This window comes from Pseudonocardia sp. DSM 110487 (genome assembly GCF_019468565.1).
GTDB lineage: Bacteria > Actinomycetota > Actinomycetes > Mycobacteriales > Pseudonocardiaceae > Pseudonocardia.
The window spans coordinates 9,333,966-9,346,852 of sequence record NZ_CP080521.1; the positions used below are offsets into that span (position 1 = coordinate 9,333,966).

Consider the following 12,887-nt stretch of genomic DNA (forward strand, 5'->3'; position numbering starts at 1 on the left):
CATGACCACGATGCGGAGCGCGCTCTGGCTCCCGATCTTCGACGCGCTCGCCGACCCGCTCGCCGTCGCCCGGCTCGCCGCCGAAGCGGAGGAAGCCGGCTGGGACGGCGTCTTCGTGTGGGACCACGTCTCGTGGCGCGCGCCGGTCGAGGCGGTCGCCGACCCGTGGACCACACTCGCAGCCATCGCCTCCGCGACCGAGCGCATCCGGCTGGGCCCGATGGTCACCCCGCTCGCCCGCCGCAGACCCGTCGTGGTGGCCCGCACCACCGCCACGCTGGACCAGCTCAGCGGCGGCAGGCTCACACTCGGTGTCGGGCTCGGCAGTGACCGGTTCGGCAACGAGTACTCCGCGACGGGTGAGGAGCTCGACGAGCGTGTGCGCGCCCGGATGCTCGACGAGTCGCTTGCCGTCCTCACCGCCGCCTGGTCGGGCGAGCCGGTGCACCACCACGGCGAGCACTACACCGTCGACGGGATCCGGTTCCTGCCGCGCCCGGTGCAACGCCCCGGCGTGCCGGTCTGGGCGGCGGGATTCCCCGGCAAGCGGGCGCCATTGCGGCGCGCGGCGCGGTACGACGGGTTCTTCCCCGTCAACCTGCAGCACCCGGACGAGGTCGCCGGGATCGCCGCCGAGCTCGCGGAGCTGCGCCGGCGGGACACCCCGTTCGACATCGCCGTTGGCCTGCCTCCCGGCACCGACCCCGCGCCATACGCCCGCGCGGGCGCCACGTGGTCGCTGGTGGAGTTCGATCCCGACGCGCTCTCGCTCGACGAGGTCCGCGGCGTGGTCAGGGACGGGCCGGGGCGCTAGTGCCTCCGGTGGGGAGCACCAGTCACCCGGGCGCCCGCGGCCGGCCGGTGCCGGACGCGGGCGTCGCCGGGGCCGCGGGCTCACGCCGGTCGCAGCAGGTCCTCCAGCCCGATGCGCCGGTAGAAGTCGGCGCGGATGCGGTCACCGTGGTCGAAGACCTCCTCCGCGCCGTCGTGCGCCGGGTCGACGTGCACCCGGAACGGCCGCTCGCCCTTGGGCAGGTCCACCACCTGCGCGATCTGGCGGGCCACCTCGGCTGGGTCGGCGTCGGGCGGCGTGAGCCGGGCGAGCCGCTCGGACACCTGGTCGAGCAGGCCTGCGTAGCGCTCCTCGTATGCGGCCACGGTCTCCGCGCTCTGCGGGTGCCCGGCGTGGGCGAAGTGGTTCGTGCCCGACGTGAAGGCGCCCGGCACCACGATCGTCGTGTCGATGCCGAAACGGGCGAGCTCGGCGGCGTAGCTGACGGCCAGCGCGTCCTCGGCGGCCTTGGCGGCGAAGTACGGCGCCAGGTAGGGCGGGGTGCCGCCGCGGCTGCTGCTGGAGCCGACCCACACCACGAGCCCGTCGCCCTGCGCCCGCAGGTGCGGCAGCGCGGCCCGGTTCACGCGCTGGGTGGACAGCACGTTGACGTCGTAGACGGCCGCCAGCTGCTCGGGGGTGAACGCCTCTGCCGGCCCGAGCACCATGTGCCCCGCGTTGTGCACGACCACGTCGAGCCGGCCCGCCTCGGCGACGATGTGCTCGACGGCCGCGTCCACCGAGGACTGGTCGCCGACGTCCATCTCGACGGCGCGCAGGTCGACCCCGTGCTCCTTCGCGTAATCCGCGAGCGCCGCGACGGCGGGGGCATTGCGGCCCGCGGCCTCGCGCATGCCCGCGTAGACGGTGTGGCCCGCGTCGGCGAGCGCCCTGACGGTGAGCGCCCCGAAGCCGCTGGACGCCCCGGTGACGACGATGTTCTTGGTGATGCTCTCAGCCATGATCCCTCTCCCTCTCAGATGATTCCGCCGTTGGCGTAGAGGACCTGCCCGTTGACCCAGCGGGCCGGGCCCGCGAGGAAGGCGACGGCCTCTGCGATGTCGGTGGGGGTGCCGAGGCGCTCCAGCGGAGCCATCGACGCCATGTGGTCCACCACCGACTGGTCCTTGCCCTCGAGGAACAGCGGGGTGGCGGTCGGGCCGGGGGCCACGGCGTTGACGGTGATGTCGCGGCCGCGCAGCTCCCTGGCCAGGATCAGGGTCATCGCGTCCACGGCGCCCTTGCTGGCCGCGTATGCGGTGTAGGTCGGCAGGGCGATCTTCGTCACCGACGTGGAGAAGTTGATGATCGCGCCGCCGCTTCGGACCCGGCGGGCCGCCTGCTGGTCGACGACGAACGTCCCGCGGATGTTGGTGCGGTGCATCCGGTCGAGGTCGGCGAGGTCGAGCTCGGCGAGCGGGGCCAGCAGCATGAGCCCGGCCGTGTGCACGACCACGTCGACGCCGCCGTAGCGCCGTTCCGCCTCGTCGAAGAGGGCCGCCACATCGTTCTCGTCCGCGACGTCGGCCTGCACCGCGCCGGCCGTACCGCCCGCGGCGACGATCGCGTCGACCGTCTCCTTCGCCCGTCCCGGGTTGCCCGCGTAGTGCACGAGCACGCTCATCCCGTCGGCGGCGAGGCGCTCGGCGACCGCCCGCCCGATGCCTCCGGAACCACCGGTCACGATCGCGACGCGCGGCGTGTTCTCAGTCATGGTTCGCTCCTCCGTAACGCTGTTCCGTTCGAACGAGACCGACGCTAACACCACCTTCGTAGCAGCGCTACGTGTTCGACGAACCATTGATATGACGTGCGTAACACCCGTACGTTGCACGTGTTAGTGACGCTACGATCGTGTCGTGGACATGCGCACGCGGATGCTCGAGGCGGCCGAGGAGCTGCTCGACGCCTCACCGGACCGTGACATCGCGACCCGCGCCGTGTGCGAGGCGGTCGGCGTCGGCGCGCCCGTGCTCTACCGACTGTTCGGCGACAAGAACGGCCTGCTCAGCGCGCTGGTCGACTACGGGTTCGACCGCTACCTCGCGACGAAGCGGGCCGCTGCGCCGTCCGAGGATCCGGTGGTGGACCTGCGCAACGGGTGGGACACCCACGTCGAGTTCGCGAAGTCCCACCCGGCCGTCTACCGGCTGATGTTCTCGCCGAGCTTCGCCACCGTCCCCTCCGCGGCGCAGGAGGCGATGCGCCTGCTGCGCGAGGTCCTCGACCGGTGCGCGGCCGCGGGCAGGTTGCGCGTCGAGTCGGGGCTGGCCGCTCAGATGATCATGTCCGCGAACATCGGACTGGCACTGAACCTCGTCACGCAGCCCGAGAACTATCCCGACCCCGACCTCTCCCGGCGGGTGCGCGACGCCGTCCACGCCGCGGTGCTCGTCCCGGACGCCGGCCGCCGGAGGTCCGCCGAGGACGGCTCGCTGACCGTTGCGGCCCTGCAGCTGGCGGCCATCCTGCGGGACCGCCGGACGGAGCTCGGCGACCCGGAGACTGCGCTGCTGCTGCACTGGCTCGACACCCTCGCCGGCGCGTAGGCGTACCGAACCTGGTTCCCCCAGACCTAGGAAGAAGCGCTCCGTGGCTACCCCGCCGCGCACGGCGCACCCTCATCTCGATGCCGAAACCGGCAGGTCAACCGAGGGAGGGCGACGAGATGACGGATGCAGGAGTGCTCGTGACCGGAGCCACGGGCAAGACGGGGCGGCGGATCACCGAGCGGCTCCGAGCGGCCGGCGTGCCGGTCCGCGAGGGTTCGCGCCAGGCCGACCCGCCGTTCGCGTGGGCGGACAAGGGCACATGGGAGACCGCGCTGCATGGGGTCGGCGCGGCGTACCTGACGTACTTCCCGGACCTGACCTCCCCCGGCGCCGCGGAGACGGTCGCGGAGCTGGCGGAGCTTGCGGTCGCACGCGGAGCGCGCCGGCTCGTGCTGCTGTCCGGACGAGGAGAGGCCGGTGCGCAGTACGCCGAGCAGCTGGTGCAGGCGAGCGGCGCGGACCTCACGGTCATCCGCGCGGGGTGGTTCATGCAGAACTTCTCGGAGGGGCACCTGCTCGAGCCGGTGCTGTCCGGGGAGATCACGCTGCCGGCAGGCAACGTCGGCGAGCCGTTCGTCGACGTCGAGGACATCGTCGACATCGCCATGGCGGCCTTCTCGGACGACCGGCACATCGGTCAGGCCTACGACGTGACGGGCCCGCGCCTGATCACGTTCGCCGAGGCGGCCGCCGAGATCTCCGCCGCCACGGGGCGGGACGTCCGGTACCGCGACGTGTCCGGCCCGGAAGCCAGGGATCAGCTGCTCAGGGCCGGGGTGCCTGCCGAGTACGCCGACGATCTCATCGTGCTGTTCGCCGAGGTACTCGACGGGCACAACGCCTACCTCGGCGACGGCGTGCAGAAGGCGCTCGACCGCGAGCCACGCGACTTCGCCGGCTACGTGCGGGCCGCGGCCGCCACCGGGGTCTGGGACGCGTGACGCGCGTCCGCGGTAGCGGGGCTGCCCGCTACCGCGGATCGAGCGCGTCGAGGGCCGCGCGGCCGGGAGAGCCGGGGGCGGCCGTCAGGACGAGGAGGCTGCTGTCCCAGATCTCCGGGAGGACGAACGCCTCGAACGACAGCGTGAACTCACCGACGTCCGGGTGCCAGAAAACCTGCCTGCCGTGGGGCTCCGTCCAGACCGGGTGGTCGGCCCACCACTTCCGGAACTCCGGGCTCCCCGCCGTCAACTCCTCGACGAGGGCGGCCATCCGCGGGTCGTCGGGGTGGCGTCCGACGTGCATGCGCAGCCCGCCGATCGCGTATCGAGCCCATTGCTCCCACGGCCTCAACCGCGACCGCAGACCCTCCTCGAGGAAGATCATGCGGCACATGTTGCGCTCGCTCCTGGGCAGCGCGTCGAAATCGACCCCGAACAGCACGCCCGCCAGCGGGTTCCACGCGAGCAGGTCGGTTGCCGTGCCCAGGACCACCCCGGCCGCACCCCGCAACGCGTCGAGCACCCATTGCTGGCTCGGCCGCACCTCCTGCTCCACCCGCACCCGGCTGTTGCGGGTGCGCCCCGCGAGCTCGTGGAGGTGGCGCTGCTCGGCTTCCGTCAGGCGCAGCACGCGCGCCACCGCGTCCAGGATCTCGGCCGAGACATTGGCCAGCCGCCCCTGTTCGAGCCGCACGTAGTAGTCCGCGCTCACCCCGGCCAGCTGTGCCAGCTCCTCGCGGCGCAGGCCGGGCACCCGGCGCCGCTCGCCGTAGACCTGCAGGCCGGTATCGGCTGGCTGGATCCTGGCCCGGCGGGAGCGGAGGAACTCACCGATATCGGAGCGCTGACTCGGCACCGCTCCAGTATCGGGTCTTCAGGAGGCCGCGAGCCTCCCCAGCATCCCCGCCACCGAGGCGGGCCAGCCGAACTGCTCCGCCCGGGCCCGCGCGGCGCCGCGCCGGGCGGCCTCGTCGGCGGCGAGCAGCGTGCTGACGCCCGCGGCGAAGGCCTCGGGACGGTCGAGCGCCGCGGCCCCGGACGGGCCGACGATCTCCGGCAGCGCCGAGGACGCCGACACCACCACCGGGGTTCCGCTGGCGAGCGCTTCGAGGGCCGACAACCCGAACGTCTCGTGCGGGCCGGGTGCGAGCGAGACATCCGCGGATGCCAGCAGCCGGGCGAGCTGGGAGCGGTCGCGGACGAAACCGACGAATGTCACCGGCAACCCGGCGGCGCGCCGCTCGAGGGCGGGTCGCCGTGGCCCGTCCCCCGCGACGACCAGCCGCACCCGGTGCCCAGCGGTGCGCAGCGCGGCCACGGTGTCGATGCTGCGCTCGGGGTGCTTCTCCGGCGAGAGCCGCCCGCAGTGCACGAGGAGGGCGTCCGCGCCGGCGGCGAGGCCGGAACGCAGGTCGGGGTCGTGGTGCCGCGGCGAGAACGCCGTGAGGTCGACGCCGAGCGGCACCTGCGCGACGTTGCGAACCCCGATGCGGTCGAACTCGGCCCGCGCGAATGATGTCGTGCAGACGACGGTGTCGTATGCGGCCGCCATCCGGGCGTTCGCCACGTCGGCGACGTGCCGGGCCGCGGCGCCGGGCAGCAGGAACTGCGCGAGCAGCCGGTCGAGCCGCTCGTGGGAGATCACCACGCTCGGCACGCCGTGCCGGGCGGCCCACGCGCCGAGCCCGCGCAGGGTCAGCCGGTCGGACACCTCGATCGCGTCGGGACGCAGCCGCTCCAGCAGCCGCTGCACCCGCCACGGGTCGACCGCCCGGTAGCCGCCGGTGCCGGGCAGGCGGGGCGCGGCGATCGTGATCCGCCGGATCCCGGTGGGCATGAGCTCGTCGGCGGACCGCGGACCCGGCACCACGAGCACGACCTCGTGCCCCCACGCCCGGTAACCAGCGCCGAGGTGGTGCAGGGTGGTGCGCAGGCCGCCGGACCGCGGGCCGTAGAAGTTCGCGAGCTGGACGATCCTCAACTCAGGCTGCCGCGACCGCATGACTGCCGATGACCTCGGCGTAGTGGGCCAGCAGCTCGTCGCACACGGCCGACCAGGTGCGACGCAGCACCGACCGTCGGGCGGCCGCACCGAACCGCCTCCGCAGCTGCGGGTCGGCGAGCGCCTCGACCGCGTCGCGCAGCTCGGCGTCGGCGGCCACGACCGCCGGATCGTCCGGGGTCGCCAAGTCGGGGTGCGGCGGCACCAGGAAGCCGGTGCGCCCCGGCAGCACGAGGTCGCGTGGGCCGCCCGCGTCCGGGGCCACCACGGGCAGCCCGGACGCGAGGGCCTCCTGCACGGCCTGGCAGAACGTCTCGGACGGCCCGGTGTGCACGAACACGTCGAGCGACGCGTAGATCCGGGCGAGCTCGTCGCCCTCCCGGAAGCCGAGGAACGCCGCGGCGGGCAGGGTCGCGCGCAGCCGCTCCTCGCTGGGGCCGCCGCCCACCACGACGAGCCGGGTGCCGGGCAGCCCGTGGAGCGTGGCGAGCCGCTCGACCTGCTTCTCCGGCGCCAGCCGCCCGACGTACCCGACCAGCAGCTCGCCACCGGGCGCCAGCTCGGCGCGCAGCCCGTCGTCGCGCTTGGACGGGGTGAACCGCCGGGTGTCGACGCCACGCGCCCACTGGTGCACCCGCGGCACCCCCCGCGCCCGCAGCGCCGCCGTGGCCCAGCTCGACGGCGCGAGCGTGCGGTCGGCCAGCCCGTGCAGCCGGCACGTCCACCGCCACGCCGCGCGGGCGGTGAGGCCGAGGCCGTACGAGGAGGCGAAGCCCGCCACGTCCGTCTGGTAGACCGCGACCGTCGGGATGCCCAGCCTGCGCGCCGCAACGAGGCCCCGGTAGCCGACGACGAACGGTGCCGCGAGGTGCACCACGTCCGGGGCGAACTCGCGCAGCGCCGTCAGCACGCGCCTGCTCGGCACGCCGACCGGCATCGACGACACCACCGGCAGGTTCATCTCCCTGATCCGCACGACGGGGGCGCCCGCGTACTCGGTGGGGCCGTCCATGCCGGGTGCGACGACCAACACGTCGTGGCCCGCTTCGGTCAGGTGCTCGACGACTCTGAGCACCGAGTTGGTGACGCCGTTGACCACGGGGAGGAAGCACTCGGAGACGATCGCGACGCGCACGGTGGAACGGTCTCCCGCCAGGGGATCGCGCCGGTGGCGAGCCGCCCAACGGCGCAGGAACAGCCCGTGTCTGTCGCACAGTTGGCCATGTGATCGTCGGCACGTCACCTGCGGGACGCACCCGGGACACCGGAGCCGGTGACGCTCGGGCCACATGACCGTCCAGCAGGAACCGAGCGCACCCCCGGCGCCCCTCCCTGTGGAAGCCGGGCTGATGTCCCGTGCCCTCGAGGTGGCCGGGCGGCTCGCCAACGACGCGGCCGAGGTGATCACGGCCACCGCGGGCCGTGAGCACCACAGCGGGGCCGCGCACAAGGCCAACCCCTTCGACTGGGTCACCGACACCGACCGCACCCTCGAGCGCCACACCCGCCGAGTTCTCGCAGCGGAGTTCCCCGGCGTGCCCGTTGTCGGCGAGGAGTACGGCGCCGACCCGGACGCGCACCGCGCCCCCTACCGGTGGGTCGTCGACCCGGTCGACGGCACCGCAAACTACGTCGCGGGATTCCCGTGGTGCGCATACAGTCTCGCGCTGGTGGACGCCTCCGGACCAGTCGTGGGGGTGATCGCCGACCCGAGCCGGGCCCAGATCTACGCCGCCGCCCGCGGACGAGGGGTGCGGGCGAACGGCGTCCCGGTCCGGGTCGTCCCCCGGCCTCCGGCGGGCGGGCTGATCTGCGCCGAGCTCGGGCCCGACCGCACCGCGGCGTTCACCCGCCATGCCGCCGCTGCCCACGCCGGGATCCGCTCGCTCGGATCATCGGCGCTCGCGGTCACGCAGGTGGCGCTCGGGCACGCGGTCGCCGCCGTGCTCGAGGGCTACCACGAGTGGGACGTCGCGGGCGCCGCCTGCCTCGCGGCCGAGGCGGGCGCCGTGATCGTCGACCGGAACGGCCGTCCCGATCCCCTGCCCGACGACGCGATGATCGTCGCGGTGCCGGGCGCGCTCGACGCGGTCCTGGCCTGGTGGCGCGCTTCCGACGCCTGACGACAAATTTCGTTTATCGGCGCATACGCAGAATCATCCCCACCGGCATTGCCCCGCGCCACCCATTCGGCGAGTGTCTGCACAGGAAACATGCAGATCCTCGAGGGAGCAGACGATGGCGAAGGTGCTGTGCGTCCTTTACGACGACCCGGTGGACGGCTACCCCACGGACTATGCGCGGGACGGTCTCCCCGTGCTCGAGCGCTACCCCGACGGACAGACCTTGCCCACACCGACGGCGACCGACTTCACGCCGGGCGCGCTGCTGGGCAGCGTGTCGGGTGAGCTCGGCCTGCGGGCGTTCCTCGAGGCGCAGGGCCACGAGCTGGTCGTCACCTCTGACAAGGACGGGACCGACTCCGAGTTCGACCGGCACCTGGCCGATGCGGAAGTCGTGATATCGCAGCCGTTCTGGCCCGCGTACCTCACGGCGGAGCGCATCGCGAAGGCGCCGAATCTGAAGTTGGCACTCACCGCGGGAATCGGCTCGGACCACGTCGATCTCGAGGCCGCCATCAGCAACGGAATCACCGTCGCCGAGGTCACCTACTGCAACAGCATCAGCGTGGCCGAGCACGTCGTGATGATGATCCTGTCCTTGGTGCGCAATTACCTGCCATCGCACGAATGGGTACGCCGCGGCGGGTGGAACATCGCCGACTGCGTATCCCGCTCCTACGACCTCGAAGGCATGGACGTCGGCACCGTCGCCGCGGGCCGCATCGGGCTCGCCGTACTGCGCCGCCTCGCCCCGTTCGACGTCCGGCTGCACTACACCGACCGGCACCGCCTGCCGGCCGAGGTCGAGCGGGAGCTGGGCCTGACCTTCCACGCCAGCACGGAGGACATGGTCCCGCACTGCGACGTCGTGACCATCAACGCGCCGCTGCACCCGGAGACCATGAACCTGTTCGACGAGCGGCTGCTGGCCACGATGCGCCGCGGCGCCTACCTCATCAACACCGCACGCGGCCTGATCGTCGATCGCGACGCGGTCGTGCGCGCACTGGAGAGTGGCCGGCTGGCGGGCTACGCGGGCGACGTGTGGTACCCGCAGCCGGCCCCACCGGACCACCCGTGGCGGGCCATGCCCCACCACGGCATGACCCCGCACATCTCCGGCTCCACGCTCTCGGCGCAGGCCCGCTATGCGGCCGGCACCCGCGAGATCCTGGAGGCCCACTTCGCGGGCACCCCGATCCGCGACGAGTACCTCATCGTCGACGCCGGGAAGCTCGCGGGAACCGGAGCGCACTCCTACAGCACCTGAGCCGTACATAACCCGGTGAGTGCCGGGTTATGGTCGAGCATCAGCACCACCGCATCCCGCGCCGACCTCGCCGTCCGCGCCACGCCGTTCGCGTTCGTCGTCATCTGGGCGTCCGGCTTCGTCGTCGCGAAGTACGCCGCCCCGTACGCGGAACCGCTGAGCTTCCTGGTGGTGCGCTACGCGGGCGTGATCGTGTTGATGCTCGCCCTCGCGGTGGCGGCCCGCGCTCCGTGGCCACGCGGGTGGCAGGCGCTGCACATCGCGGTGGCGGGCGTCGGGATCCAGGCCGGCTACCTGGGCGGGGTGTGGGCCGCGGTCGCCGCCGGGATGCCGGCAGGCGTCGCGGCGCTCGTCGTGAACCTGCAGCCGGTGCTCACCGCGGCGTTCGCCGGGCTGCTCGGCGAACGGCTGGGCAGGCGGCAGGTGTTCGGGCTGCTCCTCGGGTTCGCGGGCGTCGCGCTCGTGGTGTCCAACCGGTTGACGGCCCAGGGCCTCTCACCGCTGACGCTCGGCCTCACGATCATGGCCCTGCTCGCGATCACGATCGGCACGCTCTACCAGAAGCGGTTCTGCCCGCGGTTCGATCTGCGCACGGGCCAGGTGGTGCAGTTCGTCGCCTCGGTCGCGGTGACGTTGCCGTTCGCGCTCGCGTTCGAGTCGTTCCGGTTCGACTGGACACCGCAGCTGTTCGGCGCGCTGGCCTGGTCGGTGCTGGTGCTCACCGGCGGCGGCATCTCGCTGCTGTTCCTCATGCTGCGCCGCGGCGCTGCGGCCCAGGTCACCAGCTACTTCTACCTCGTGCCCGGGATCACAGCTCTGATGGCGTTCGCGATGTTCGGCGAGTCGCTCGGGCTGGTGGCGGTCGGCGGAATGGTGGTCACCGTGCTCGGAGTTGCGCTGGCGACGCGCCGCGCGGAGTAGCGTCCGGGGGATGGTGAGCCTCGACGACGTGGCGCGCATCGCCACCGAGCTGCCCGAGGTCGTGGAGATCGAGCAGCGTGGCGGCCGGGCGTGGGCGGTGCCCGGCGCCACCAGGAGCGGCGGTGCCAAGGTCTTCGCGTGGGAACGGCCGTTCAGCAAGGCCGACCTCCGGCGGTATGGCGCCGACACCCCGCCGGACGGCCCGATCCTCGCGATCCGCGTCATCGACCTCCACGAGAAGGAGGCCGTCCTCGCCGAGAACACCGACGCGTTCTTCACGATCCCGCACTTCAACGGGTACGCCGCCGTGCTCGTCCAGCTGGACGCCGTCACCGAGGACGCATTACGCGACGCCCTCCTCGACGGCTGGAGGGCCTGCGCCCCTCCCGAGCTCGCCGACAGGTATCGCCCTTAGCTGACGCGGCGGCGGCGCAGCCAGAAGGCGATCGGGCCCAGCACCGCCCACACCAGCGCGACGCCGAGGGTGAGCGGGACCGCCTGGTCGAGCGCGCTGCGCCCGGCCACCCGGACGAGTTCGGGGTTGGCCAGGTCGTACTCGACGGCCACCGACTCGCCCACCGTGAGCCCGGATGGGTAGAAGACCCCGTGCTCGGGCGCCACCGTCTCCCCGCTGGCCACCGTGAAGCGGACAACCGTGCGGGCGAACGTCGACCCGTCCAGCACCTCCGCCTGCGCGTAGCCGGGGTTGGCCGAGATGGAGCGGTCGTCAACAGCGGCGCCTGCCAGCGCGAGCAAGCCGAGCACGGTGGCGAGCACCGCGATCCCGGTGACGATCTCCGAGGCCTTGCTGGTCATGAAGCGACCGAGCGGGCGCACCAGCGATGCAAGCTCGTCGATCGCGCGGGTGCGCCCCGTGCCCGTCGTCTGGGTGCCACTCGTCACGTCCCCCATCGTATGAGGCCTGGTGAGGGCACCGGTGTGGCCGGGGCCTCCCGGGTCGCGCGCACGCGGGCGCGAATCGCCTCCTACTCTCGGATTCGTGACGATCGCCCCGCTACCGACCGGGTTGGGCGTGCGAACCAGGCTCGTCGGCGACCCGGGTGGCCTGCTCGAGCTGCTTCCGGACGACCGCAACCCGCTGTCGTGGGTGCGCGGGTCGGACGGTCTCGTCGGATGGGGTGAGGTCGCCCGCATCACCGTGTCGGGGGCGAACCGGTTCGCCGAGGCCGACTCGTGGTGGCGTTCCTTCACCGAGGGCCTGCGCGTCAGCGACGAGGTCGACCTGCCCGGCACCGGCCCGGTGGCGTTTGCCAGCTTCACGTTCGCCGACTCCTCGCCGGGGTCGGTCCTCGTCGTGCCGCGGGTGCTCGTCGGGCGCCGGGACGGCGTGGCGTGGATCACCGAGTTCTCGCACGGGGACGGCCCCTCGGCAATGCGGGCCGTCACCCCGGTGCGGCCGAGCGGCACCCTGCGATTCGCCGACGGGCTGCTTCCCGTGGCCGGCTACCGGAAGGCGGTGGCCGAGGCGGTCCGCCGGATGCGGGCGGGCGAGCTCGACAAGGCCGCGCTCGCCCACGACCTGCTCGCGGTGGGTGACGCCCCGCTCGACCCGCGGGCCCTGCTCGCAGGACTTGCCCGCCGCTATCCCACCTGCTGGTCCTATTCGGTGGACCGGCTCGTCGGCGCCACCCCCGAGATGCTGGTGCGCCGCGTGGACGGCACCGTGTCGTCGCGGGTTCTCGCGGGCACGATCTGGCCCGGCGAGTGCGACGACCTGCCGGGTCAGCTACTCGGGTCGGCCAAGGACCGGCACGAGCACGCGCTCGCCGTCGACTCGCTCGCCGACGCGCTCCGTCCGATGTGCAGCTCGCTCGACGTGCCGGACACGCCATCGGTGATCGCACTGCGCAACGTCTCGCACCTGGCCAGCGACGTGCACGGCAAGCTCGACCCGCAGTCACCGGCCTCGCTGCTGCAGCTCGCGTCGGCCGTGCACCCCACGGCCGCGGTCGGCGGCACCCCGCGCGACGCGGCACTCGCCCTCATCGCCGAGCTGGAGGGCATGGACCGCGGCCGCTACGCGGGCCCCGTCGGCTGGATGGACGGCAACGGCGACGGCGAGCTCGGCATCGCCCTGCGCTGCGCGCTCCTGGACGGGCCGACCGCGCGCCTGTTCGCAGGCTGCGGGATCGTCGCCGACTCCGATCCCGACACGGAGGTGCGGGAGGCCGCGGCGAAGATGGTCGCTGTCCGCGACGCTCTCGAGGACACCGAACCGGGCTGAG

The 12,887-nt window shown here is 73.0% G+C and carries 14 protein-coding genes; 8 read left to right on the plus strand and 6 right to left on the minus strand.

The window, feature by feature from the left end; translation table 11 throughout:
- Position 1: 1 nt before the first annotated feature.
- A complete protein-coding gene (locus K1T35_RS44035; RefSeq protein ID WP_220257572.1) occupies positions 2-814 on the plus strand; it encodes an LLM class flavin-dependent oxidoreductase in 813 nt (270 codons plus the stop codon).
- Positions 815-894: 80 nt separating this feature from the next.
- Here the strand turns inward: K1T35_RS44035 and K1T35_RS44040 are convergent, their stop codons facing one another.
- Together K1T35_RS44040 and K1T35_RS44045 are read right to left on the minus strand one after the other, a co-directional pair.
- A complete protein-coding gene (locus K1T35_RS44040) occupies positions 895-1,794 on the minus strand; it encodes an SDR family oxidoreductase (RefSeq protein WP_220257573.1) in 900 nt (299 codons plus the stop codon).
- Between the two features lie 14 nt (positions 1,795-1,808).
- Positions 1,809-2,546 carry an SDR family oxidoreductase gene (locus K1T35_RS44045; RefSeq protein WP_220257574.1) on the minus strand — a complete coding sequence of 246 codons (738 nt, stop codon included), beginning with the start codon at positions 2,544-2,546 and terminating at the stop codon, positions 1,809-1,811.
- A gap of 151 nt (positions 2,547-2,697) precedes the next feature.
- On the opposite strand from K1T35_RS44045, the gene K1T35_RS44050 reads away from it, so the two are divergent.
- Together K1T35_RS44050 and K1T35_RS44055 are read left to right on the plus strand one after the other, a co-directional pair.
- Complete coding sequence (locus tag K1T35_RS44050; protein ID WP_255622774.1) at positions 2,698-3,381, plus strand: TetR/AcrR family transcriptional regulator; 684 nt, start codon at positions 2,698-2,700, stop codon at positions 3,379-3,381.
- 119 nt (positions 3,382-3,500) lie between these two features.
- Positions 3,501-4,325 (plus strand): NmrA family NAD(P)-binding protein, encoded by an 825-nt coding sequence (locus tag K1T35_RS44055; protein ID WP_220257576.1) that lies wholly within the window; start codon positions 3,501-3,503, stop codon positions 4,323-4,325.
- Between the two features lie 28 nt (positions 4,326-4,353).
- Here the strand turns inward: K1T35_RS44055 and K1T35_RS44060 are convergent, their stop codons facing one another.
- The 3 genes from K1T35_RS44060 to K1T35_RS44070 are packed head-to-tail and all read right to left on the minus strand — an operon-like array spanning position 4,354 to position 7,462.
- Complete coding sequence (locus tag K1T35_RS44060) at positions 4,354-5,181, minus strand: helix-turn-helix domain-containing protein (protein ID WP_220257577.1); 828 nt, start codon at positions 5,179-5,181, stop codon at positions 4,354-4,356.
- 18 nt (positions 5,182-5,199) lie between these two features.
- Positions 5,200-6,306 (minus strand): glycosyltransferase, encoded by a 1,107-nt coding sequence (locus K1T35_RS44065; protein WP_220257578.1) that lies wholly within the window; start codon positions 6,304-6,306, stop codon positions 5,200-5,202.
- Position 6,307: 1 nt separating this feature from the next.
- The gene (locus K1T35_RS44070) at positions 6,308-7,462 is read right to left on the minus strand and encodes a glycosyltransferase family 1 protein (protein ID WP_220257579.1); all 1,155 of its coding nucleotides are present in this window, start codon (positions 7,460-7,462) and stop codon (positions 6,308-6,310) included.
- 154 nt (positions 7,463-7,616) lie between these two features.
- On the opposite strand from K1T35_RS44070, the gene K1T35_RS44075 reads away from it, so the two are divergent.
- The 4 genes from K1T35_RS44075 (at position 7,617) to K1T35_RS44090 (ending at position 11,056) form a co-directional block, all read left to right on the plus strand.
- A complete protein-coding gene (locus tag K1T35_RS44075; protein WP_220257580.1) occupies positions 7,617-8,450 on the plus strand; it encodes an inositol monophosphatase in 834 nt (277 codons plus the stop codon).
- A 115-nt stretch (positions 8,451-8,565) separates the two neighbouring features.
- Positions 8,566-9,720 carry an NAD-dependent formate dehydrogenase gene (locus K1T35_RS44080; RefSeq protein WP_220257581.1) on the plus strand — a complete coding sequence of 385 codons (1,155 nt, stop codon included), beginning with the start codon at positions 8,566-8,568 and terminating at the stop codon, positions 9,718-9,720.
- A 15-nt stretch (positions 9,721-9,735) separates the two neighbouring features.
- Positions 9,736-10,641 carry a DMT family transporter gene (locus K1T35_RS44085; RefSeq protein WP_220257582.1) on the plus strand — a complete coding sequence of 302 codons (906 nt, stop codon included), beginning with the start codon at positions 9,736-9,738 and terminating at the stop codon, positions 10,639-10,641.
- Positions 10,642-10,651: 10 nt separating this feature from the next.
- Complete coding sequence (locus tag K1T35_RS44090; RefSeq protein ID WP_220257583.1) at positions 10,652-11,056, plus strand: MmcQ/YjbR family DNA-binding protein; 405 nt, start codon at positions 10,652-10,654, stop codon at positions 11,054-11,056.
- On the opposite strand, the gene K1T35_RS44095 is transcribed toward K1T35_RS44090, so the two are convergent.
- Positions 11,053-11,544, minus strand: a complete 492-nt coding sequence (locus K1T35_RS44095) for a DUF3592 domain-containing protein (protein WP_220257584.1) — start codon at positions 11,542-11,544, stop codon at positions 11,053-11,055. The genes K1T35_RS44090 and K1T35_RS44095 overlap by 4 nt on opposite strands.
- A 97-nt stretch (positions 11,545-11,641) precedes the next feature.
- Between K1T35_RS44095 and K1T35_RS44100 the strand changes: the two genes are divergently transcribed.
- Positions 11,642-12,886 (plus strand): isochorismate synthase MenF, encoded by a 1,245-nt coding sequence (locus tag K1T35_RS44100; protein WP_255621331.1) that lies wholly within the window; start codon positions 11,642-11,644, stop codon positions 12,884-12,886.
- The last annotated feature ends 1 nt before the right edge of the window (position 12,887 follow it).

Coding starts and splice junctions, on each gene's coding strand:
- K1T35_RS44090 (WP_220257583.1), top strand. CDS start 10,652: ATGGTGAGCCTCGACGACGTGGCGCGCATCGCCACCGAGCTGCCCGAG.
- K1T35_RS44035 (WP_220257572.1), top strand. CDS start 2: ATGACCACGATGCGGAGCGCGCTCTGGCTCCCGATCTTCGACGCGCTC.
- K1T35_RS44055 (WP_220257576.1), top strand. CDS start 3,501: ATGACGGATGCAGGAGTGCTCGTGACCGGAGCCACGGGCAAGACGGGG.
- K1T35_RS44080 (WP_220257581.1), top strand. CDS start 8,566: ATGGCGAAGGTGCTGTGCGTCCTTTACGACGACCCGGTGGACGGCTAC.
- K1T35_RS44040 (WP_220257573.1), bottom strand. CDS start 1,794: ATGGCTGAGAGCATCACCAAGAACATCGTCGTCACCGGGGCGTCCAGC.
- K1T35_RS44050 (WP_255622774.1), top strand. CDS start 2,698: ATGCGCACGCGGATGCTCGAGGCGGCCGAGGAGCTGCTCGACGCCTCA.
- K1T35_RS44045 (WP_220257574.1), bottom strand. CDS start 2,546: ATGACTGAGAACACGCCGCGCGTCGCGATCGTGACCGGTGGTTCCGGA.
- K1T35_RS44075 (WP_220257580.1), top strand. CDS start 7,617: ATGACCGTCCAGCAGGAACCGAGCGCACCCCCGGCGCCCCTCCCTGTG.